The 22,580-nt window shown below is 42.8% G+C and carries 24 protein-coding genes; 23 read left to right on the top strand and 1 reads right to left on the bottom strand.

Annotated features, from left to right (window positions below):
• The 3 genes from ACFIKN_RS09540 to ACFIKN_RS09530 form a co-directional block, all read left to right on the top strand.
• The coding region (locus ACFIKN_RS09540) for a DnaB-like helicase C-terminal domain-containing protein (protein ID WP_375658335.1) at nucleotides 1-145 on the top strand (145 nt) is incomplete at its 5' end.
• 85 nt (nucleotides 146-230) lie between these two features.
• Nucleotides 231-671 carry a single-stranded DNA-binding protein gene (gene ssb, locus ACFIKN_RS09535; protein WP_375658334.1) on the top strand — a complete coding sequence of 147 codons (441 nt, stop codon included), beginning with the start codon at nucleotides 231-233 and terminating at the stop codon, nucleotides 669-671.
• A gap of 15 nt (nucleotides 672-686) precedes the next feature.
• Nucleotides 687-1,217, top strand: a complete 531-nt coding sequence (locus ACFIKN_RS09530) for a hypothetical protein (protein ID WP_375658333.1) — start codon at nucleotides 687-689, stop codon at nucleotides 1,215-1,217.
• A 9-nt stretch (nucleotides 1,218-1,226) separates the two neighbouring features.
• On the opposite strand, the gene ACFIKN_RS09525 is transcribed toward ACFIKN_RS09530, so the two are convergent.
• On the bottom strand, nucleotides 1,227-1,853 hold the full coding sequence (locus tag ACFIKN_RS09525; RefSeq protein ID WP_375658332.1) for a hypothetical protein: 627 nt from the start codon (nucleotides 1,851-1,853) through the stop codon (nucleotides 1,227-1,229).
• Between the two features lie 202 nt (nucleotides 1,854-2,055).
• On the opposite strand from ACFIKN_RS09525, the gene ACFIKN_RS09520 reads away from it, so the two are divergent.
• From ACFIKN_RS09520 to ACFIKN_RS09425, 20 genes are all read left to right on the top strand, one after another.
• On the top strand, nucleotides 2,056-2,388 hold the full coding sequence (locus tag ACFIKN_RS09520; protein WP_375655581.1) for a hypothetical protein: 333 nt from the start codon (nucleotides 2,056-2,058) through the stop codon (nucleotides 2,386-2,388).
• Nucleotides 2,369-3,697, top strand: coding sequence for a PBSX family phage terminase large subunit (locus ACFIKN_RS09515; protein ID WP_375658331.1), 1,329 nt, complete (start codon nucleotides 2,369-2,371; stop codon nucleotides 3,695-3,697). Before ACFIKN_RS09520 ends, ACFIKN_RS09515 begins: the two co-directional genes overlap by 20 nt.
• Nucleotides 3,682-5,691 (top strand): portal protein, encoded by a 2,010-nt coding sequence (locus ACFIKN_RS09510; RefSeq protein WP_375658330.1) that lies wholly within the window; start codon nucleotides 3,682-3,684, stop codon nucleotides 5,689-5,691. Before ACFIKN_RS09515 ends, ACFIKN_RS09510 begins: the two co-directional genes overlap by 16 nt.
• Before the next feature lie 13 nt (nucleotides 5,692-5,704).
• The gene (locus tag ACFIKN_RS09505) at nucleotides 5,705-6,598 is read left to right on the top strand and encodes a hypothetical protein (protein ID WP_375658329.1); all 894 of its coding nucleotides are present in this window, start codon (nucleotides 5,705-5,707) and stop codon (nucleotides 6,596-6,598) included.
• 93 nt (nucleotides 6,599-6,691) lie between these two features.
• Complete coding sequence (locus tag ACFIKN_RS09500) at nucleotides 6,692-7,819, top strand: N4-gp56 family major capsid protein (RefSeq protein WP_015856180.1); 1,128 nt, start codon at nucleotides 6,692-6,694, stop codon at nucleotides 7,817-7,819.
• Between the two features lie 20 nt (nucleotides 7,820-7,839).
• On the top strand, nucleotides 7,840-8,220 hold the full coding sequence (locus ACFIKN_RS09495) for a hypothetical protein (protein WP_375637953.1): 381 nt from the start codon (nucleotides 7,840-7,842) through the stop codon (nucleotides 8,218-8,220).
• Nucleotides 8,221-8,231: 11 nt separating this feature from the next.
• Nucleotides 8,232-8,612, top strand: a complete 381-nt coding sequence (locus tag ACFIKN_RS09490; RefSeq protein ID WP_375658328.1) for a hypothetical protein — start codon at nucleotides 8,232-8,234, stop codon at nucleotides 8,610-8,612.
• A gap of 11 nt (nucleotides 8,613-8,623) precedes the next feature.
• Nucleotides 8,624-9,331, top strand: a complete 708-nt coding sequence (locus ACFIKN_RS09485; protein WP_375658327.1) for a hypothetical protein — start codon at nucleotides 8,624-8,626, stop codon at nucleotides 9,329-9,331.
• Between the two features lies 1 nt (nucleotide 9,332).
• Nucleotides 9,333-10,790, top strand: coding sequence for a hypothetical protein (locus ACFIKN_RS09480; protein ID WP_375658326.1), 1,458 nt, complete (start codon nucleotides 9,333-9,335; stop codon nucleotides 10,788-10,790).
• Nucleotides 10,790-11,215, top strand: coding sequence for a hypothetical protein (locus ACFIKN_RS09475; protein ID WP_375631669.1), 426 nt, complete (start codon nucleotides 10,790-10,792; stop codon nucleotides 11,213-11,215). The genes ACFIKN_RS09480 and ACFIKN_RS09475 overlap by 1 nt, the downstream gene beginning before the upstream one ends.
• A 1-nt stretch (nucleotide 11,216) precedes the next feature.
• Complete coding sequence (locus tag ACFIKN_RS09470; protein WP_375658325.1) at nucleotides 11,217-12,155, top strand: hypothetical protein; 939 nt, start codon at nucleotides 11,217-11,219, stop codon at nucleotides 12,153-12,155.
• Nucleotides 12,156-12,179: 24 nt separating this feature from the next.
• Nucleotides 12,180-13,604 carry a hypothetical protein gene (locus tag ACFIKN_RS09465; protein ID WP_375631665.1) on the top strand — a complete coding sequence of 475 codons (1,425 nt, stop codon included), beginning with the start codon at nucleotides 12,180-12,182 and terminating at the stop codon, nucleotides 13,602-13,604.
• Between the two features lies 1 nt (nucleotide 13,605).
• Complete coding sequence (locus tag ACFIKN_RS09460) at nucleotides 13,606-15,792, top strand: hypothetical protein (protein WP_375631663.1); 2,187 nt, start codon at nucleotides 13,606-13,608, stop codon at nucleotides 15,790-15,792.
• Between the two features lie 16 nt (nucleotides 15,793-15,808).
• Nucleotides 15,809-16,459, top strand: a complete 651-nt coding sequence (locus ACFIKN_RS09455) for a transglycosylase SLT domain-containing protein (protein WP_375658324.1) — start codon at nucleotides 15,809-15,811, stop codon at nucleotides 16,457-16,459.
• A 12-nt stretch (nucleotides 16,460-16,471) separates the two neighbouring features.
• Nucleotides 16,472-17,473, top strand: coding sequence for a phage tail protein (locus ACFIKN_RS09450; protein ID WP_375658323.1), 1,002 nt, complete (start codon nucleotides 16,472-16,474; stop codon nucleotides 17,471-17,473).
• 8 nt (nucleotides 17,474-17,481) lie between these two features.
• Nucleotides 17,482-18,495 carry a phage tail protein gene (locus tag ACFIKN_RS09445; protein ID WP_375658322.1) on the top strand — a complete coding sequence of 338 codons (1,014 nt, stop codon included), beginning with the start codon at nucleotides 17,482-17,484 and terminating at the stop codon, nucleotides 18,493-18,495.
• A gap of 7 nt (nucleotides 18,496-18,502) precedes the next feature.
• The gene (locus ACFIKN_RS09440; protein WP_375658321.1) at nucleotides 18,503-19,636 is read left to right on the top strand and encodes a phage tail protein; all 1,134 of its coding nucleotides are present in this window, start codon (nucleotides 18,503-18,505) and stop codon (nucleotides 19,634-19,636) included.
• 9 nt (nucleotides 19,637-19,645) lie between these two features.
• Nucleotides 19,646-19,867 carry a hypothetical protein gene (locus ACFIKN_RS09435; protein WP_375637969.1) on the top strand — a complete coding sequence of 74 codons (222 nt, stop codon included), beginning with the start codon at nucleotides 19,646-19,648 and terminating at the stop codon, nucleotides 19,865-19,867.
• 22 nt (nucleotides 19,868-19,889) lie between these two features.
• Entirely contained in the window at nucleotides 19,890-21,851 is a 1,962-nt protein-coding gene (locus tag ACFIKN_RS09430) for an alanine-zipper protein (protein WP_375658320.1), read from the top strand.
• 68 nt (nucleotides 21,852-21,919) lie between these two features.
• On the top strand, nucleotides 21,920-22,580 hold a 661-nt coding region (locus ACFIKN_RS09425), incomplete at its 3' end, for a lysozyme (RefSeq protein ID WP_375658319.1).

Here is a 22,580-nt window from a genome sequence, read left to right as displayed (position 1 = left end):
ATGGCAAGATGCAATGGAGCAAGCCAAGGGTAAAGCCGAGGTTATTATAGCAAAACAACGCCATGGTCCGACAGGAATCGTTCCCCTTGCATTTCAATCCGATTTTACACGCTTTAGTGATTTAGCATATAATGTAAAACATTAAATAATTGTTATTAGCTAACTGAAAACATTGTAAAAACACATAAAACATGTTATGATCTTTACATCATTTAATGGGACTTACAAACATGCTTAATAAAGTGATTTTAATTGGTCATTTAGGTGCCAATCCAGAAAGCAAAACAATGTCATCTGGCATCGAGGTGGTCAATTTTCGAATGGCAACGTCTGAGAGCTATACAGACAAGGCAACCAATAAAAGAATAGACAAAACCGAATGGCATTCCATTGTGGTGTTTAATCCACATCTTGCAAAAATAGCTCTCCAGTATCTGAATAAAGGAAGCAAAGTTTATATCGAGGGGCGACTACAAACCCGTAAATGGCAAGATAAAAACGGTATTGATCGCTATGTAACAGAAGTCATATTGCCTCAGTACAAAGGCGAGTTAAAGCTTTTAGATGGCAAAAATGATGATAATCAAGATCAGTCATCTGCTTATGACAGAAGCATTTACAGACCTCTTGATACGCCCCATACCGTTATGAATGACAGTGTTCCTTTTTAAATAAAAGGCGGTGTTATGAAAAAAAATAAAAAAAGGGGACGCCCTAAAATAGCAGGGCAGGTAAGAGAACCAAACGGACGTATATCACGTGCAAAAGCACTGCGTGAAGCCGTTGATAAATTGGCAATAGAAATGCGTGCAAAACGCTTCGGTTTAACGCTACAAGAGGCAAAAAATCCACTTTCTGGGTCTTATATAGGGCGGCTTTGTTTACAAGGCGTGCTTACACAAGAGCAATATGACGCCGCGCAACAGTATTTACAGATAAGGAATAATTACCTTTGTGCAAAAGGCTTGCCTAATGCAATTTATGACGAAATGCCATCATCATCTGATGATAAGGCAAGAGATAAATGGGTAGAATTTGCAACAGAGCAGTTTATAAACACGCAAGAGGCACTAAAAGAAGCCCAATGCCTCTATAGACAATATAACCTTTATGCAGCGCTACAGTGCCTCGTTATAGAAGATCAAATGCTACCCCACCTTGTGAATTCACTGCGCGTTGCTCTTAATGTGCTTCAGAAACATTTTGATCGTAAATGACAAGCTCTATTACGGTTGCATTATATAGTATATCGTTCGTAAGTTTCCGCAATGTTCACTGAGTTCCTTTAACCATTTATGATCATTTGTTTTCACGTGAGATACTATGTTATCTACTTGTTCTTTTCTGAAATCGTAACGCTTATCTATAGCCGTCATAAATTTTTTTGCATAATAAATCATTGGATCCTCGTTATCATTGACCACGTCGTATGCCCACATAAAATCGCTTTCACTCCAATCATATTCATCGCGTAAACGCTTTATTACATTGGGTAGATCCATTTGCGACATCTCCTTATTATAATCACCCCGCAATAAACTCATAAGGGATGCACAACCAACAACTGATATGTGACGATACAATATATCTTCCTTGTTAAAAAATGAATATTCTCCGCCATTTCTGAGTGAAAGTTCTTCTGCTTTGCGTACCTTTTCAGAATGCATAGAGCCAATATATGATTCACTTACGTATTTATTGTAAAGTTGATTATACTTCTCTATAGTATCTACACTTGTAAACATACGCGTCAATTTGTCTATAAATCCAAATGACGCTGATGCAGGTAGCGCTGATATAGAAAAGAAAGCTATAAATGTTATGATGCGTGTTATGGATAATGATTTCATCATTTTGAACCCTTAATTATTCATAAGTGCTGTTTAACCGATTCTTTTCAAATGTATCAATATGTGTTATTTTTATGTTGACAAAGTGTAGCAAATCGTATTTAATGACAGCACTGTACGTGGTCGTATTGTATCTAAACGAGGGATAGTGCAGTTTGGAGTCCCCGCAAATGCGGGGTTTTTTATTATCTGGAGGGCGTATTTTATGACATCAGAAAATACACAGCAGGCTCCACAACCCATTAAAAAGCGTATACCCCCAAAGGCAGGTCAAGGGCGTGTCAAAGGCGTTCCGAATAAGATGACGCGCATTTTAAAAGAAGCAGTGGTTAAGGCTGCTGAGAATGCTGGGAATAAAATTGGCAAGGATGGTTTGATCTCTTATTTGGAAAAGCAGGCTATGGAATGCCCCGCTGCTTATTTAGCGTTGCTTGGTAAGGTGTTGCCTTTACAGGTAACAGGTGAAGATGGGGGAGCCATTAAGGTGATAACGCGTGTAGAAATCGCGCCTTTGGTCAATGACGACACGACAGATTAATATTGTTCCAAAGCTTATACCGATTTTTACAGATAAGGCTTTGGTGCGTGCTGCTTGGGGTGGACGAGGGTCTGGAAAGACAAGATCATTTGCCTTGATGGCTGCTTTAAAAGGCTATCAATTTGGTATGCAAGGGATATCGGGCACTATACTTTGTGCACGTCAGTTTCAGAATTCTTTGGCAGAAAGTTCATTGGAGGAGATTAAACGCGTCATTGAAGCGCACGACTTTTTAAAGGACTATTACAAGGTTGGGGAGTCGTCGATTAAGTCGATAGATGGTCGTATAGCCTTTCAGTTTTCTGGTCTGGACCGCAATATAGCCAGTATCAAGTCTATGGGGCGGATTTTGCTTTGTTGGGTTGATGAGGCAGAGCCCGTTACAGAGACGGCTTGGCAGACGCTTATACCGACTTTGCGAGAAGAAGGAAAAGATTGGAATGCAGAATTATGGGTGACATGGAACCCGTTGCGAGAGAATGCCCCCGTTGAGAAGCGGTTTCGCTTTTCAGACAATGAGGCAATCAAACGTGTTGAGATTAACTGGTCAGACAATCCGAAGTTTCCCAAGATCTTGAATGAAGCACGACTTGATGATCTGAGAAACCGTCCAGAGACCTATAAGCATATCTGGGAAGGGGCTTATCTTACAGCGGTTCAAGGCGCTTATTATCAAAAGGAAATGTTGGCAGCCGAGCAGGAGGGGCGGATAGGGCGCGTTGCTCGTGACCCTTTAATGCAGATACGCGCCTTTTGGGATATTGGGGGCACGGGTGCTAAGGCAGATGCCACGGCGATATGGATAGCGCAATTTGTTGGTAGAGAGATCAGAGTGCTTGATTATTACGAAGCACAGGGACAACCGTTATCAGAGCATATCGGTTGGTTGCGTCAAAATGGTTATGAGAAGGCATTGATGGTTTTGCCTCATGACGGTGCGACCAGAGACCGTGTGCACAATGTGAGTTTTGAGAGCGCTTTAAATGATGCGGGCTTTGAAACACAGGTTGTTCCCAATCAGGGAGCAGGGGCGGTTAAGATGCGTATAGAGGCGGTGCGGCGTATTTTACCTTCAGTTTGGTTCAATGAAGAGACGACCGTAGCAGGGCGTAAAGCACTGAATTGGTATCATGAGAAATGGGATGAGAAGCGCAATATTGGTTTGGGAGCAGAGCATGATTGGTCGAGCCACGGGGCAGATGCCTTTGGATTGATGTGCGTGGCTTATGAAGAACCTCCGACGATACAAAAGCGACCAGCTTATAGCGGTAGAGAAACTTATGAAAGCACGTCATGGATGGCAGAATGATGTATGATGAAGAGCATTTAGAGAAAGACAGCACCGTATCAGCTCTGTCTCATGATGGTTTGTTTCGCAAGCTTGTGAGTTGGTACAAAGAAGATGTGGAGCATGTGAATAAATGGCGTGAACATGCGCGGGAAGATTTTCGTTTTTACAATGGTGATCAGTGGAATGAGGCTGATTTAGCGGCGTTAAAAGAGCAACGCCGCCCCGTTATGACTTTTAATCGTATTGCTCCGCTTGTGAATGCTGTTGTGGGGTCAGAACGCAACAATAAGCGAGAAGTGCAGTTTATTCCCCGTCAAGTAGGGAAGGCATTGCCTAGTGAATTGCTTACTGGTGCGGCAGAATGGTTTCGGGACATGGCGCATGCAGAATACGCTGATAGTGATGCTTTCCAAGATGCCGTTATCTGCGGCATGGGGTGGACTGATACCCGCCTTGATTATGAAAATAGCTTTGATGGTGAACCGGTCATTACGCGTTTAGACCCGTTAAAGATGGTTTGGGATAGCGCGGCAGTGCAACCGAATTTAACCGATGCACAACGCATGTGGTATGTAGATCGCAAGCCCTTGGAAGTAGCTAAGCAGATGTTTCCAAAATCTCATTGGACGGAGCTGAGTGCGGATTGGGCGCGTGATGGGGTTGCTTATGAGGGCATTCATCATAATGATCTTGAAGCTTATAATGATGAGAAGGGCATTGATGTTGAAAACGGTCGTCGGATGGTCACGCTTGTTGAATGCCGTTGGTTTGAAAGCGAGAGGTATTACAAAGCGCCCGATTTAAGCACTGGAGAACTTCGTGATTATAGCGAGGAAGAATTTAAGCAGCTCCAGTGCATGATGCCCGATATCCAAGGGGCAGCTTTCAATAAAAAGGTTGTAAGACGTGCTTTTTTAGGGAGAAAATTGCTTGAATCCCCCGATCAACCTTTGGTTCCAGCGGGTCAATTGGGTTGGGAGTGTATAACGGGGTATTTTGACAAGATAGAACGGCAATTTTATGGGGTTGTGCGTCCTACAAAAGACCCACAACGGTGGGCGAATAAGTACTTTAGTCAAGTTATGTATATCCTTAATAGCCAATCCAAAGGCGGGATAATGGCAGAGAGTGGTGCATTTAAGGATGAGAGAGAAGCAGCAAAAAGTTTAAGCCGATCAGACAGTATTACATGGGTTAAACCTAACGCATTGGCAGGTGGTAAAATACAACCAAAGCCTGTAGCACAGTTTCCACAAGGCTTTTTCCAACTGTTTAATGAAGCTAAGGAAGCAATTAATCAGGTGACGGGTTTATCGCCCGAATTCATTGGCACAAGAGAAGTGACACAAGCGGGTATTTTGGAGGCACAACGACGCCAATCCAGTTTAAATCTGCTTGCTTGTCTGTTTGATGGTTTACGTTTGTACCGCAAGCGGCAAGGTAAGATTATTTTGCACTTGATACAGAATTACTTGTCCGATGGTCGTTTGGTACGGATATCTGGTGAGGAGAATGCGCAATATATTCCATTGACGCGTGAAGAAGTAACGAGTGTCGAGTATGACATTGTTGTTGATGATGCGCCAACCAGCCCGAATGAGAAAGAGCGCACCTTCGGTATCATCACACAGCTGCTCCCATTGCTTCAAAATGCGATTACGCCGGATATTATGCTTGATCTACTTCGTTATTCTCCATTGCCTGCGTCATTGCTTAATCGCGTCAGTGAGAAGTTCCAACAGCAACAAATGGCACAACAACAGCAGATGGACCCCGAGCAGGAAATGAAGTTGCAGGAAAAGCAACAAGACTTAGAGACGAAAGCACAGATGCATCAGATGGATTTGCAACAAAAGCAGATTGATCTTTTTGTGCATCAAGAGAGAGCAAAAACAGACGCAGAACTGATGAAGCAACGCTATGAGATTGAACGGCAGAAGCTTCTCAATGATCAGGCACACAATCAGATTATGCGAGAGCGAATAGCATTACACAGAGGTATGCATAGTTGAGAAAGGTGAAAGAATGAATGCAGAAATGAATGAAGCTATGAATGAAGATTACAGAGTTGGAGCACCGGTCTTTGATGATGAGAGCTCTTTTGATGCCGGCACTTATGATGGTGAAACGATTGATAATGATGATGTCACCTCTCCAGAGCCGGTTGTGCAGTCCGTTGAAAAGCCTTCAGAGATTGTTCCTAATTTAGAACAGCAGCGTATGGAGCAACAAGCTAAACAAGCTCGTGAAGCGCTTGTCAAGCTTTATGAACCCCAATCCCAGACGCCAATGGTTGAAGGTGAAAATGCACCCCCAGACCTACGTGAGGACCCTGTTCGTTTAGTGGCGTGGATGCTAGATAAGATTCAAAAGCAAGATGCGTATATTAGGGAACAGAAAGAAGCGCTAAGACAAGCTGAGGAACAGCAGCAGCATGATATACGTCTTGGTGAATTTTTTAATAATTCTGTTAAGTCGTTTCAAAATAAATCCAGTGATTTTGATGCCGCGGCAAATTTTCTTTATGAGGCACGCGCAAAGGAATTGAGTTCTTGGTCATCACTTTATCCTGAGTATGGACAACAAAACACAATAGATGCGATTATAAGAGATCAATTGCATGCTCTTGTAGCGACTTGTGCACAAAGAGATCTCAATCCGGCAGAAGAGATTTATAGAATAGCGCAAAATCTTGGCTATCAGAACCAAGCATTACAAGCGAATAATCAAGTTGCTGCGCTTCAAAGCCGGCAGAATTCTGCGAGAACCTTAACGGCATCTGGTGGAGGGGGCAGTGTTGGACCAATCACTTTAGCAAGCATTGATAGGATGTCAGAAGAAGAATTTGACGCTTGGATATCAAATCCGAAAAATAAAGCAATTTTTCGGCAATTGCATGGTGCTGGTAACGGGTATTAAGAGTGCATTTTTATAGAAATTAGCCTGTTTTATGCAGGGTTATGGTCCGGCTTTTAAGCCGGTTTTTTTTTACAGCAAAGAAAGGTAAAATCAATGGCATTAACAACAGTTAGAGCAGATGATCCTCATGCGATAAGCACGTGGTCAAAATTATTAAATACAGAAGTTTCAAAGGCGATACCTATTGCCCCTCTTATAGGCAGGGGTTCAAACAGCATTATTCAACTTAAAACTGAAACACAGAAGGGCAGAGGGGATTGTGTTACATTTAGCTTACGTACACAGCTTTTGGGACGGGGTGTTACCTCAGGACAGACGCTTGAGGGGAATGAAGAGGCATTACAATTCCTTCATGACAGACTATATATTGACGAGCTTTCGCATGCAGTTCGTGTAGAAAATGAAGGTAGTATAGCGCAACAACGTACAACGTTTGATTTGCGTGACGAAGCAAAAGATGGCTTAGTTGATTGGTATGCAGATCGCTTAAGCTTGATGTTTTTCATTCAAGCTTGCGGATATACAGCAAGGACAATCTCTTTTGAAGATCGGATGATAGATATCGAGAATGTGCATTATGGATTTAATGAACCTCTGGCACCAAGTAGTAAGCGAATTATCCGTCCAGATGGTAAAACCAAGGATGAAGAGCTAAGTGAAGCGCCAAAACACAGCTTTAGTTTGAAGCTTATTGACGAAGCTGTAAAAATGGCGAAACTTGCTAATCCCAAAATTCGACCAGTACGTGTGAATGGGGAGAGTGTTTATGTTCTCTATTTGCATCCAACACAAGTGATGCAATTGCGTACCAATACAGAGACTGGTCAGTGGCTTGATATTCAGAAAGCTGCTTACACAGGCTCTCGTGCGCAAAACCCAATCTTTGATGGTTCTTTAGGCATGTATAATGGTGTGATTTTACGTGAATCTGAACATGTCACCCATGGGGTAAAATCTACCGATCATACAGCGAAAAAAAGTGTGCGTCGTGCTGTTTTTCTTGGAGCACAAAGTATCGTTATGGCTTTTGGAAATAATCGCAATGTCAATCGCTATAAATTGGTGGAAGAGCATTTCGACTATCAACGTTACTATGGTTTGTCTGCGAAAACACTGATTGGAATGAAGAAAACCCGTTTCAAATTTCCAAATAGCTCTCAAGCAGCGCAAGATTTTGGAACGATTGTTATCCCCACCTACAGTGGTGAACCTGATAATTAATCATAGGGAGGAAACAAGACATGGCAGATCAATTACCACCTCCATTACAGGGAAGAAATCTTCACACCCAACAGGTGAGTTTCTTACGTTTGAATATCTCGCATAAAGATAAGCATCTTACGGAAAAAATCGGAATTTTGCCTCGTGGCGCTTTGATCACTTCGATGAAGGCTTTTGTCAAGACCGCGTTTTCTGAAGCAAAATTAAAGATAGGCAGCACCTATGGCGGCAATGAGTTCAGTGAAAAAGACATCAAAGCCCAAGGCACGCAAGATTTTACGCCAACAGATCAAAAGTCTTTTGTTGCAGATGATAAGGAGATGACCCTTTATGCAACACGGGATAAAACAACTGCGGCTGGTGAATGTATTGTGGTTGTGCAATTCGTGACAAATCATTGAGGGGATAAGACATGGCAGATTATTTACCACAGCCCTTGCAAGGGAGAAATCTTCATACGCAGCAGGTAAGCTTTTTGCGGCTTAATTTTAGCTATGAAGATAAAGAAAACGCTATGAGAATAGGCACGCTACCTCGTGGTGCTTTGATCACTTCGATTAAAGTGTATGTCAAGACAGCATTTTCGGACACGAAGGTAAAAATAGGCAGCACTGCTGGCGGCAATGAGTTTGGTGAAGCAGAAATCAAACAACAGGCAGTAAAAGAGGTTAAGCCTACCAATCAGAAGGAGTTTATCCCTTATGATGAAGAACTTACTCTCTATGCCAAAGCGGACAAAACAGTACAAGCTGGGCAAGCAAGTATAGTCGTTGAATTCGTGACTAATCACTGAGAGGTATTTTGATGACACGTCATTATATTCGGGTTAAGACCGGAGGACCGATACCTGTAAAGCGAGATGTTTATCGTCATAAGAGAACACTTTCGCACTTAGTGTCGGTTATTCAAGATGAGATTGATGACATAGCCGATGAGTATGTTCAACAAATCCAAGAAAGCATTTTTGCAGCCATTCGTTTTTGTGAACGAGAGACTTTTTACTTTAACGAAAGCCGTGATGTGGTGTTTGAGACACGGGCGGGACAAGGTGTTTATGATGCAAGCACTACCCGCCCTATTGAAACAGCTGTTAAAATAAAAAACGTTTATCTAAGCTCTGATCAACATCATAAGTTTGCATTGGAGTGTAAGGACCATGTTTCTTTAGAGCCTTTGTTATCATCAGAGCAGCAAGGAACGCCGGTTTGTTACAGTTATTTTGATAGGAAATTACATCTTTATCCCACGCCGGATAGAGCCTATCAGATTCAACTAATTCTCTCTCCATTGCGTTTATCAGAGATAGATAGTGTCGATGAGGAGCACCCATGGTTTGTGCACGCGTTTGATTTGATTAAGGCGCGTGCAAAATACGAACTTTACAAGAATATCTTGAAAGACCCCGATTGTGCAACGGCAGCTTACAATGACTTTAACGAACAGTTGCATGAATTGCGTGCAGAGACGTCTCAACGTCATAACGTGACCAGAATAATACCAACGGATTTTTAAGATGGTTTATTTTCCAGTAGCCGATTACAGACCAGATGTTGCGGTTGTCAACGGCAGTTTTACGGATAGCCTTGTGAATGTTTTACCAGCAGATGGCGGTTACATACCCATGCCTAGTGCAATGGTTGTTTCTAATCCTTTGGAAGAAAAACCTTTGGGTTCAATCGCCTTTAGAAGCGGTAATGGTGTTAAGATAATCGTAGGAGGAGCTAAAAAGCTTTATGCTTATGATAGCCAAACGCGTGGTTGGCAGGACATCAGTCAAAATGGTGTGACGTATCAGGCAAATGATGAGAACAAATGGTCGTTTGCGTTGTTCGGTGATGCTGTCATTGCGGTGAATAAAAATGATAAACCGCAAGTTTTCAAGGTTCGCAATTCCCAACGATTTGAAGATTTAGGAGGCAATCCCCCCAAAGCAGGTTTGGTGAAAGTTTGGGGCGATTTTGTTTGTTTGATGCAATTGACAGATAATCCTAATCGTATCCATTGGTCAGGTCTCAATGATGCGACCCATTGGACGGTTGGTGTTAAAGATTGTTATTATCATAACTTTAATGATGGTGAACATGTGCAGGGTGCAACAGAATCGAGCAATCCAATCGTTTTTCTACGTTCTGCTGTTTATGCCGGTTCTTTTACGTTAGGGTCTAAGGTTCCGTTCATTTTTCAAAAGCTACAAGACAAGCGTGGAGCAAGAAGTGCAGCATCTATAGCCTGTCGTGGTAGTGATGCCTTTTTTGCTGGTGATGGCGGCTTTTATCAAATGAGTTTGGATGGTCAACTTTTATCGATAGGCTTTGAAAAGGTCGACCGAACGGTGTTTTCGACCTTTGATAAGCTTGCTCTTGATGAGATGCAAGCGGTGATAGACCCTGTCCATAATCGCGTTTACTGGTCCTTAAAAAGTTACAATAACGAGCAAACGACCTTTGTTTATGATTGGGGCTTGCAGAAATGGTCGACACTACAGGGAGAGCTTTTCACGTTCTTTCCAGTGTTTACAACAGGTTATACTTTAGAACAGTTAGATGAGATTTCGATCAATCTTGAGGCATTGCCGGCTTCTTTAGACAGCCCCCGTTGGCAAAGTGGCGCTCCAATGCTTGGTGCTTTTGATGAAAACAATCGGCTTGTTATGTTTACAGGAGCCCCGATGGAGGCAACGGTTGTTTCACAAGAGATGGGGGCACCGGATGGAAGTTTTAACTTTATTACGAAGATGTTTGCCGAAGTTGATACGACGGAAGGTCTTTTAAGCATTGGAGAGCGTCGGCTTCGCAATAATCAGACACCAATCACATGGCATAAGGAGAGGGTGTGTTCGTATGTCACGGGCGCTTATCATGGGCGTTCGCGCAATCGTTATCACCGCTTTAAATTGCGCATTCCTGAAGGCATTCATTGGAACCATATTACGGGATTTAATGTGGATTTACGTCCTTTAGGCAGAGGGTAATGGCAAAAGTCTTTTTGACCACGTCTTGGGATATGGAGCGTATAGCCCCTTATCTTGAAGAAATCATTGCATCTTTTAGAGAGTATGTAGAGCGTTTCAAACATGAAATTACGTTGCAAGAACTCATTGAAGCGATTTGCATGGGCGAGAAACAGTTATGGCTTGTTTTGGATGATGAAGAGCGCTTTTTAGCGGTCGTCACGACCCAGATACAACAGACAGTTTTAGGAAAGAAACGCGCTCTGATTTGTGAATGTAGTGGCAAGGGTGTTCTTGATTTGGTTGACAATTTGCAAGTTGTAGAGGATTGGGCGCGTGAGAATGGGGCTTCTGAAATGGAGATCTTGGGTCGTTTGGGTTGGAAACGTGCATTGGACAAGCAAGGTTACAGCATAGATATGCTTTATTACAGGAAGGAATTGTAACATGGGGAGCAAGACACCGACAACAACAGAACAAAAGCAGGTGCAGACAAGCGCTCCTCCCTCTTGGATGCAGAATGTATTTAAGCGTGGTGGTGCAGATGCGTATAACATGTATGACACAGGGATTGGGGGTAATGTGTATGGAGGACCTCGTGTTGCGCCGTTAAGTGCTCAAACCACCCAAGCCATAGGTGGTCTTGGGAGTATCCCTCATCATTATCAAAATCGCTCTTTGATGAATACAATCTATAATCCAACGTCGGCAGCCATGAATCTTAGACATATGGCTTCTGGTGGTATGATGGGAGAAAATTCGTATTTCAAACGAGCACTTCAAGAAGCGTTAGATGACTCAGACACTCAAATTAACAGATATTTCTCAGGGATTGGTCGTTATGCAACTCCTGATCACAGAGAGGAAGTGCGGAAAGGAAGAGATTCTATATACGCTCGTGCTATGTTAGAGCAATTTAATCGTGATGCGGATCGCATGATGCAAGCCAATGCCATGATAGACCAAGCCAATCAAAATCAGTTGGGAGCATCAAATAACTTCTTACAGGGTTATGGCAATGCCTATTCCAATGCCATACAGGGGGGAGGTGTGCTTGATAATTACAATCAGAGAATTGTTGATGCCAATCGTGAACGTTGGCTGGAACAAGACAATAGCGGCTGGAATAGGTTGAATATGCTTATGAACGCCGGTCATGGCTTTGCAAGGAATTACGGCACGACGACGAATAATCATACAATCTCTAAGATAGAGGGCAATAATCCGTGGAAAAATGTAGGAACTATAGGTTCTTTAGCACTTCAAGCAGCACCGATGGCTTTTGGTTATATGGCAGGTGGTCCAATGGGAGCAGCGTTGGCAGGAGGAGCATCCAAGTTTTTTTTAAATTACATGAATCAAAAGAAAGCTCTGGAGAATAATTAAAGAATAGTTTTGTAGGAGAGTGTGATGGCATTTCCAATATTATTTCCATTATCTTTTGCAGGTTTGATGGCTGCGAGAGCTGCGCCTCATGTTTTTAGGTATCTTGCTCCTAAAGCGGTTACAGGGGCGAATAGATTGGGACAATTAATAACAAAGAACCCCGTGGGGAATTTCATAACAAAGTACCCCAAAACCTCTCTATTTATGACTGGAATGTCAGGCATTGAAAGTATGATGACACCAGAGAAAGCACAAGCCCCATCCAACCCCTATTTACAGAATAGTCTGAATCCATATGGACCATTTATGCCCTATACGGCTCCTAGAGCGGAAATGCCTCTTGGATTTGATCAACATCCACCCATGCCAAATGCACTAGAGAGTACTCCACAAGAACTAAAACCTCATGTTAATGAACAAACGCAACCATTAGCACCCGCTTCCCCAACACCGCCTTCTGAACCAACAGATGCAGAGAAATTTTTACAGTCCAATACTTATAAGTTTTTTCAATCAGATGCGTATCAGAAGCTCAAAGATCTTTTTGCAGGTATGGCGGCAGCACCCACAGATGGTTCTGGATGGGATGCGCTTGCAAGTGGTGTGAAGCATCTTAATGAAGGAGATAAGGAAAGAGGGCAGGTTAACCAGACTGTCGAGTATCTAAAGTCCAAAGGCTACAGCGAAGAAGAAGCTGCTGTCATGGCAAGGAATCCTCAAATGCTTAGTGCGATGCTAACAGGTGGTGATACTCCTAAGTTAAGTCAGGGGTTTCAATGGTATACCAATCCAGAGACTGGTGAACGCGAAATGAGACCGGTAAAGGGGTCTCCACAAGAACTTGAGTATAATCAGAAGCTACAAGCACAGAAAGAGTGGGAGGGTAAAAAGCAAAAAAATATTATTGCCACAAAACATCAGATGAACGCTGGGATAGATGCTATTCGTGATTCGATTGCACTCATTCGCAAACATAAGATTAACGGGTTTAAGGCGTGGGCTACGCGTGGAATTGGAGGAACTCCTGCGAATGAATTAGAAAAATTATTTGATACGATTAAGGGTGGTGCTTTAAAGGCGGTATTTGAGAGCTTAAAATCGATGGATCCTAGAGGAAGTCTTAGTGTTGGTCCTATATCAGATTACGAAAGTCGGACGATGGTAGCAACCTTTGGTTCTTTAGATTCTGCGCGTAATACAAAAGGGCTACTGAAAACTTTAGAAAATCTTGAAATAACATTTAATGCTTTAAATAAGCTTCAGAAAACTGATTTGCATGATTGGATGACGGGGAAGATAACCCCTCAAGAAATCTCTGATAAATATAATACTCAGAAAAAAGGCGTTATGGAGTTTGTGAAGGTATCCAGTCCCAAAGAGAGCGCTAAATTTGAGATAGGAACAAAAATTCAAGATGCAGATGGTAATATTAGAATAAAGAGATACTAAAATGCTTAATCATAAGAATGATAACGTTGGAAAACGTCAGGTTTGGAATGATGATCAGTATCCTATTATTGGACATATAACAGATTATAATAAACGCTCTTCAAATAGTCAGATTTGGAATGATGATCAATATCCTATTATTGGACACATATCAGACTATAACAACCATTCTTATGAGGAAGAAGCAGAACATCCCGAAATAAGTGAAAGTGAAGCCTTTTGGAATTCTTTAAAGCATGGTTTGAGTTTTAATTTAGATGATGAGATTGCGGGGATCACAGCGGCAGGACGTGATTCTGATGATGAGTTGGCAATAAAGGCTTTTGCGAAGGGGCTTTACAACTATTGGACTGGAGATAAGAAAACCATAGAAAAATATGAGAAAGAAGCTAATAGAATACGTGATTATTATCGTAGGATGAGTGATCAACATTATTGGACTTCTTTTGCTGGAAATGCTTTAGGGTCGGCAATTCCTTCCCTTGCGACTTTAGGAGGAGGATTGTTAGCCTCAGGAGCACGCTTTGTAGCGCCTACACTTGCAAGGAATGTGGCGGGGTCAAAATTAGGTCAAGCCTTTTTGAAAGCAGGTCAGTTACCCCCAAGTCGATTTGCAAGTCCATTTTTAGGCATCACGAACAAAACAACATTACCTCATTTGCTTAAAGTAGGAGCGGCATCTGGTGCATTACATGGCGCAGGAGAAGGCGAAGGGCTTGGTAATACACTTACAAGTACGTTATCTGGTGCAGGTTTAGGAGCGGGCGGGGCATTGGTTGGAAGTGCTTTAGGTCATTTGGCTGGTTATCCGGTAAGCGGAATACGAAGACTTTTTTCTCCTTCTCATAAGGAAGGTGTTGCAACAGACACGTTAAGAGCAATCAGTAAACATTTAGGTAAGGAGGCTTCTGAAGAGCTAGGAAACTCTTTTAAGAATGCAGTTCCTACCGATTACGTAGCTGATCATAGTCCTTTTTTACAGGATCTTGTTTTTGATATCGCGAAAAGAAATCAAGGAGCTTATCTTGATTTGACTAAAAGAGCTGGGCAGAGAGCGCTGGGAGGAGGGGAGCGTATTCATCAAGCTGCTGATGAACACTTTGTTCCTCGTCAAAATGTCACAGGTTTAAAAGATGATCTTATCGCGAGTAGAGAAGCAGAATCACATACTCTTTACGAAATAGCCAAGAAAACGCCGATAGGAGAAAAATATTATGGGGCTCTTAATGATTTAATGAAGCGTCCATACTTCAAACAAGCTTATGATGAAGGACTAAAGCGGTTTATTACGGATGGCAACAACGTTAGTCCGTTTTCTTCTCAAAAATTTAGTCTCCTTAAGGAGAAACCAAACATGGGGGCTCTTCATAAGACTAAAGAGGTTGTCGATTTAATGATAAGGACCGAAAAGAGACAAGGAGATAATAGCCAAGTTCGCAGTTTAGTTGGTATCAAGAAAAAATTATTAGAGCTTATGGATGATATATCGTCTGAATATAAGAAGGGACGGGCATTATATCATCAATATAGTTCAGATGTAGATGCTATGGGCGAAGGAGAAAAAGTCCTTAGAAAGTCGGTTAATAAGGATAAATTCAGTAAAATTTTTGATGAATTACCAGAGGGACAACAAGAATACTTTAAAAAGGGATCAAGAGCAAAACTTTTACAAGGCATGGGTCAAACAAAAGATGAAGTGTCCAAGGCAAAGGAGATTTTTGGTACAAATGATCTATATGAACGATTTGCGAAGACTTATGGAGCAGATAAAGCTTCTGCTGTTAAGAAGGTTGTCGATAGAGAAGCTAATTATGCAGATTTTTATAACAGAATACCCAATCGTGTAGCGAATGAAAAGATCTCTTTTACGCATAATGTCAGTATGCCAACGGGTAAACATGATGCAGCTGTACAATTAGCAAAAGCTGCTGGGAAGGCAGCTTGGATTCCTTTCAAAGAGGCGGCGTTTAGAGAGCGTCAACGGATTGAAAAGGATGTTGTCAAATTGTTAACAGGGGGGACACAGATTAAGAATGATCAAATTGTAGCTCTCATTCAACGCATGGTAAACGCGCATCATAAGGGATATGCGACAAAAGAATGGTTCAAAAAGCTTTCTGCTGCTTTGTTTGGAGGTGGGGGAAAAGCCTCAACGGAGGAGTTGAATTTATTGAGTGCATTTGAGTAAGGGAGGAGATTAGGCTATGACCCGTTATAGTCCTGCTGTTAATCAAGCGATACGGCAAGCAGCAGCGCGTTATGGTTTGCCAGAAAGCTATTTGTACCGTGTTGCGCAAGTGGAAAGTGGAGGCAATCCGAATGCAAGGAATCCCCGTTCTTCGGCGGGTGGGTTGTATCAATTTATAGACAGCACCGCCAAACAATATGGTTTGCAGGATCGTTTTGACCCCATGCAAGCGGCAGATGCCATGGGGCGGTTGACGCTTGATAATCGCAATCATTTAAGCCGCCTTTTGGGAAGAGCGCCTAGTGAAGCGGAGTTGTATTTAGCCCATCAACAAGGTGCAGGAGGAGCCGCGCGGCTTTTGCAAAATCCCCATGCCAATGCGGCGCAAATTGTTGGCAGCAATGCGGTTGGCTTGAATGGTGGAAATAACGCTATGCGTGCAAGTGATTTTGTCAACCGTGTATTACAGATGTATGGTGGGCAGCCTCATAGAGCAAGTCCTACAGCGCATGGTGGCATTAGAAATAGAGACAACTTGTTAGAGGTTTTAAGGGCATTATTAGCATCACAAGAAGAGGCTTCGGAAGAAGAAGAGAGTGATGAAGATGATAATCCTTTGATGACGCAATTCATGCGGGCGTTTTACGGACCATTTTACCGGAATTAGGATTTATGAGAGATGTCAACGATCTATGATTGGTCGCTTAGAGCGGCGGATAATACGCGTTCTGATAATTTGATTGATTGGTCCGAAGGACAGTATCCTAGCAGTGTGAATACGAGCGCCCGTGTGATGATGCAGCGCGTAAAGGAATACTTGTCAGACACGGGTGGAGAGCTTGAAGGCATTGTGACAAATGATCATGTCCAACAAACGAGTGTGATAAGACTTGCAAGCACTTCACAGTTTTTAGAGTATAAGAATGGTATCGTTTTGCGCTTTATGGCGACGGGCATGAATGTTGGAGCGACCACGATTGTCTTAAATGCTTTAGATGGCAAGCCGGTTTATAAAGCAACAGAATTAGGCATCAGTGCATTATCGGGAGGGGAAATCCAACAGGGGTGCATTTATACATTGTTTTATAATGGAGATCATTGGCATCTTGTTAATCCTACCTCTATCCCTTTAGAAGAAGAAAGCAGTCTTTATCCCACGGGTTTTATAGGAACGTTTGGAATGCGTGGGATTCCAAAGGATTGGTTAATTTGCGATGGGAAGGCTTATTTACGTCGTGATTATCGTGATTTATTTGAGACGATAGGAACGGTTTGGGGAGAGGGGGATGGCGTTACGACGTTTAATGTTCCCGATTTTCGAGGAATGTTTTTACGGGGGCTTGATGGAGGGCGCAATATTGATGAAGGGCGTTCTTTTGCAAGTGTGCAAACAGATTTAATCGAGTCTCACCAACATCAAGGACAGAGCCTTTCGATGTCTCATTTTACCAGCAACGAAAATTTTTGGGATGGGAATACGACAGATGTGTTGGGTTATCGTCTAGGCTTGTTTGGGGGGAGTTCTCTCGCGAATTTTATGGGTATAGAGCGTGAGAATTTAAGGAGTCACGTTGCAAGTCCTTATACTCTTGATGAGAACCAAGAGGTTGTTTTGGAGAGCACTGGTGAAGGCGAGACGCGTCCAGTTAATGTGAGTGTTCTGTTTGCGATTAAGACATGAGGTGTAAGATGTCGACGATCTATGATTGGTCTTTAAATGCCTCCTTGAATGCCTATTGTGATGATTTAATAGATTGGTCAAAAGGACAACGTCCTAGTAGTCTGAATAATAGTGCTCGTGTGATGATGCAGCGTGTGCGTGAATATTTATCCGATACGAGTGGTGTGATTGAAAGCACTTTTACGGTTGATGCTGAACAGCAGACGACGTTGATAAGACTTCAAAGCCAATCGCAATTTTTAGAGTATAAGAATGGGATATCAATTTGTTTTAAAGCGAAGGGTAAGAATGTTGGGGAAACCGCAATTGCCTTGAATGATTTAGCCGCTAAACCTGTTTATAAGGCGACGGAATTAGGCATTCGTGCATTATCTGGAGGCGAGCTTCAAAGGGGGTGCATTTATAGCTTGGTTTATAGGGATCATGCTTGGCAAGTTTTAAATCCTACGCCTCTCTCTTTATCACAAGAACCGGTTATTCCCATTTATCCGACAGGGACGATAGGAATTTTTGGAATGCAAGTTTTGCCAGAGGGCTGGTTACCCTGTGATGGGAAGGCTTATTTGCGCAGTGATTATCCTGCTCTTTATGAAGCGATAGGGATCAGATGGGGAGGCGCTGATAGTTGGACGAAGTTTAACGTTCCAGATTTGCGTGGTGTTTTTTTACGAGGTGTTGATGATGACCGCGAGATAGACCGCTTTCGTTATCTTGGCACTTTACAAAATGACGCTATGAGAAAGCATGATCATAGTGGTCAATCCTTTACGATTTTGAATGATGAAAATCAGGAAGAGAGTTGGTATGGTGATTTGACGATCATCTGGGGATATGTGTTGAATGAACAGCAAAGGTTGAAACTTGCTGAACGTTTGGGCGTGAGAGCAGAGGATATACGTGTGCACCATAAGCTCGCCTTTCCCCATTCCCACCTTCATATGCGTGATGTTGCATTGGCAAGTTCAGGTATAAGTGAGACGCGCCCGATTAATATAAGTGTTGTATTTGGAATCAAGACGTGAGGTTCAGATGTCCACGATTTATGATTGGTCTTTAACGGCATCTGAGAATGGTGGTGCTGATGCTTTAATTAATTGGTCAGAGGGACAGCACCCTAACACGGTTAATAATAGCGCTCGTTTTATGATGCAACGGGTAAGTGAGTATTTATCGGATACGGGGGGTGTGCTTGAAGGGATTGTGACGGTTGATAATAACCAAAAGACGAGCGTGATAAGGCTTCTAAGCCAATCGGCATTTTTAGAGTATAAGAATGGCATATCGGTTTGTTTTAAAGCGAAGGGCAAGAATGTTGGGGCGACAACAATTGCTTTAAATAATTTAGCCGGTAAGCCCGTTTATAAGGCGACAGAAACCGGTTTATTAGCCTTATCGGGAGGAGAGATACAAGATGGCTGTCTTTATACGCTTGTGTATGATGAAGATATAACCGGTTGGCAAGTTCTCAACCCGACAAGGGGCAAAGTTTCTTCCTTAAAACGCTTACCCACTGGTCTGATAGGACCGTTTGCAATGGAGCGCTTGCCGGATGGTTGGTTGCCATGTGATGGGAAGGCTTATCCGCGGCTTGTCTATTGGGATTTATTTTGTGCGATAGGGACGACGTGGGGAGAAGGAGATGGCGTTACGACGTTTAATGTTCCCGATTTTCGGGGGCTATTTTTACGGGGACTTGATAATGAACGCAATTTAGACCCTTGGCGTTCTTTTGCAAGTCTTCAAGGCTATTCTTTGAAAGGGCATGAACATTTTATAGGTCCCGCCTCTTCTGATGGTCGTTCTTCACGAAAAAAACGGGATATTTCTTCTTCTGAAGCGCCCGTGACAAGGCGAAAGAGAGCTATAGACGAAGAGTGTGTAGGTTTGAGTGGGGATGCCTTGGAAAGGTGTAATCAAGAATTTGACCAAATAGCAGGAAGTCCACAGGTAGAGACTCCCTTTTGGTTTACAGAAAAAGATAAGCCGCCGCGTTTACCTTGGTTTATCAGGAGCCCCTTTGAAAGCTTTTTAAGTTTTTCGATGCCGATTAAAGAGGGCATCTATGACAGAGCGCATCATGAACATCACCTTATGGCAGAGAGGGTTGGTGGGGTTGAAACGCGCCCCGTTAATGTGAGTGTAGTTTATGGGATCAAGACATGAGGAGTTGAAATGTCATTAAAACCGTTTGCGATATCAGAGATTAGCGACCCGTCTCAAGTACGGGTCGTTTTGTATTCGGGGGAAGTATTTGTACATGCGCCGCTTAATGGCGTTTTTGATTTACTGAAAGCAGCTTTGAAAACGGAGCTTGATGGTTCTGTGAAAGATTTAGAGAAGCGCTTAGAGGCATTAAGAGAAGAGTTTGAAGATTTGAAAGAGTGTTCATTTTAGGTTTAATGGAGGAATAAAACATATGAAAATACCCGATCATAGTCATGAGTATCTGATACCAATAGCAACGCAAGAGGAAATCAGAGAAGGAACTTCGCAAGATAGCGTTGTTGTTCCTAAGATTTTAGGGACGGCATCTTTGTATTCGTATGAAACTTTTGCACCATTAGAACAGGTTGTTAATGCAAGGCAAGAGTCTGAAAAATCCATGGCGCGTGCAAATAGTGCGCAACAGGTTGCAGAGGAATCGAAAAGGGTTTCTGATCAAGCGCTTACAGAGGTGACGAAAACGGGTGAAGCGGTTACAGCAGCTACGACAACCGCTAATCTTGCAAAAGATACAGCGGATACAGCCAAGGGATTAGCAGAAGAATCCAAGAGTGCATCAGATGCCGCCAAGCAAATGGCAGAAGAGGCAAAAGCTCTTTCAGAACAATCCAAGAATGCTTGTGCTGAAGTCAAGGCATCTGTTGCAACTGTTAAGATAGTTGCCGAATCGGCGCAAACAGGAGTGGAACAAGCCTCGCAAACAGCTTCAGAAGCGAAGGGTTTGGCGGAATCGGCGAAAAGTGCAGCAGAGAGTGTAACAGAGAAAGTAGATCAAGCACTAAGAGAGGCTAGCGATGCAAAATCTAAAGCAGAAGGCTTAGAAACAATAGCCAATGAAGCAAAATCCACGAGTGATCAAGCAAGCCAAACCGCTTTGAGTGCAAAAAGTTTATCAGAAGAAGCCAAGGAAGTAGCCGAGACTGCGAAGTCGACAGCAGAAGAAGCGAAGAGTGTTGCGGAGCAAGCAAAAGAAGAAGCTGATACGACGAAGCAAGGGCTTGGAGAGGTCAAGAGTTCATTAGACACGGTGACAGCAACGACAAATTCTGCGAATACAGCCGCCTCTGAGGCAAAAGTGTTAGCGGAAGAAGCGAAGAGTGCATTGACAGAAGTTCAAGAGAAGGCACAGAGGAACAGTGACAGTCTTTCTGAACTTCAAAGTAAGGTAGGTTCTCTTTCTACTAATTTTTTAGAGAATGTGCGTTTTAATCAACCTGACAGAATTCTGGAAGCCGATTCACACAATAGAAAAGGTCTTGTGATCAATGCAGGGGCGTGCTTTCACTTTTATCATGGCGGTGAGAATGGGGATAGGTCCATCTTTTACCGCACTCCAGGGCGTGGAAGGATGACTTTTGACGAAGATTTTGAAGCAGGAAAGGATTATTATATATATATCGTCCTAAAAGATCAGACGAATGAGATATCCTTTGAAATTTCGCAAAATCCGACGGCTCCTGATGGCTATACAGAGGATAATTCTCAAAAGATTGGCGGATTTCATACGCTTTGTGCGGATGTTGGTGAGATTGAAGATCATCTCTTATCGGGTTATCAAGCAGGGGATATTTTGCCTAATTCTGTTTGGTGTTTAAATCACCGTCCACGTAGTGACCCAGAGGGAATGGTTTACAATCCGTGGCATAATATTTGGGTTGATATTTATCTTCAATCAGGGACAGGTGTAAATGCAAAGTCGGCATATGGTGTTCCGATTACGACCAATCGTAGCTATGCAGATCATGCCTTTGATTTTTGGTCTGTTAATAAGAGATTTTTGACGAGTGATGAGTTCTCGCCAAGCATGTATGGAAGTAATCAAGCAACCAGTATTGTCGGCAATCAAGCGCCTTCTCTTAAGACGTCTGGAGGACACGTTGATACAAACAATAGACGGATGATTTCGCATATCGGTTGTGAGGATGGTTGCGGTTATGTTTGGCAATATTTGTCTGGTTGTTATCCAGTGACTAAATGGCATACAGGGGAGCAAGGAAGCAGTTTACGTGTAGACATAAATGTTATGTTGGGAGGAGGCGATTGGACTGGTGGCTCTAACAATGATCATCTTGTACGGAATTTTGCGCATTCTCGTTATGTAGAAGATGAAAAAATAGGCGCCCGTGGATGTAGCGACCCATTTTATTATAATTAGTGCGAGATTGATTAGAACATCATTTTATCCAGCCCCACTTTTGTGGGGCTTTTTTTATGGAGCGTCAGATGAGAAAGATATCGAAAGAAGGATTAGAGCTTATCAAACAATGGGAAGGTTTACGTTTACAGGCATATCGAGATACGGCATGTGTCTGGACGATTGGTTATGGTCACACCAGCAATGCGGGTCACCCCCTTGTCAAAAAAGGCATGTGTATTAGCCAAGAGCAAGCAGAAGAAATCCTTTGTGAAGACTTAAAGCAATTTGAGAAGACGGTAGAGGAATCGGTCACGGTTTCGTTAACGGATTGCCAATTCGCGGCATTGGTCTCATTTTGCTATAATGTAGGAACAGCTGCTTTTCGCAAGTCAACATTATTGAAGAAGCTTAATCAAGGGGATTATGAAGCCGTACCTGTTGAATTACAGAAATGGAATAAGGTGGGTGGGAAGCCTCTTGCGGGTTTAGCCAACCGTCGAGCAGCAGAAGCAGGATTATGGGTAAAAGGGTCTTATGTTTCTTCAAATTATCAAAGGGTAGAAACGAAAACGGCAACCGGACTTCTTAAAATAGAAGCACTTGCCCCGATTATAGGGTCTTGTTCTGGTTTTGGTGGCTTGTTAGCAGGCAATGGACCGGTGCAATGGGCATTAGCAGGCATCATGGTTTTAGCGGCTGTAACGGGCATAGTGATTGTCGCCAAGCGGTTTCGGGAGCAACGCTTAT

The organism is Bartonella sp. CL436QHHD (assembly GCF_042195105.1).
Lineage (GTDB): Bacteria > Pseudomonadota > Alphaproteobacteria > Rhizobiales > Rhizobiaceae > Bartonella.
This window is presented reverse-complemented; position numbering and strand designations above follow the sequence as displayed.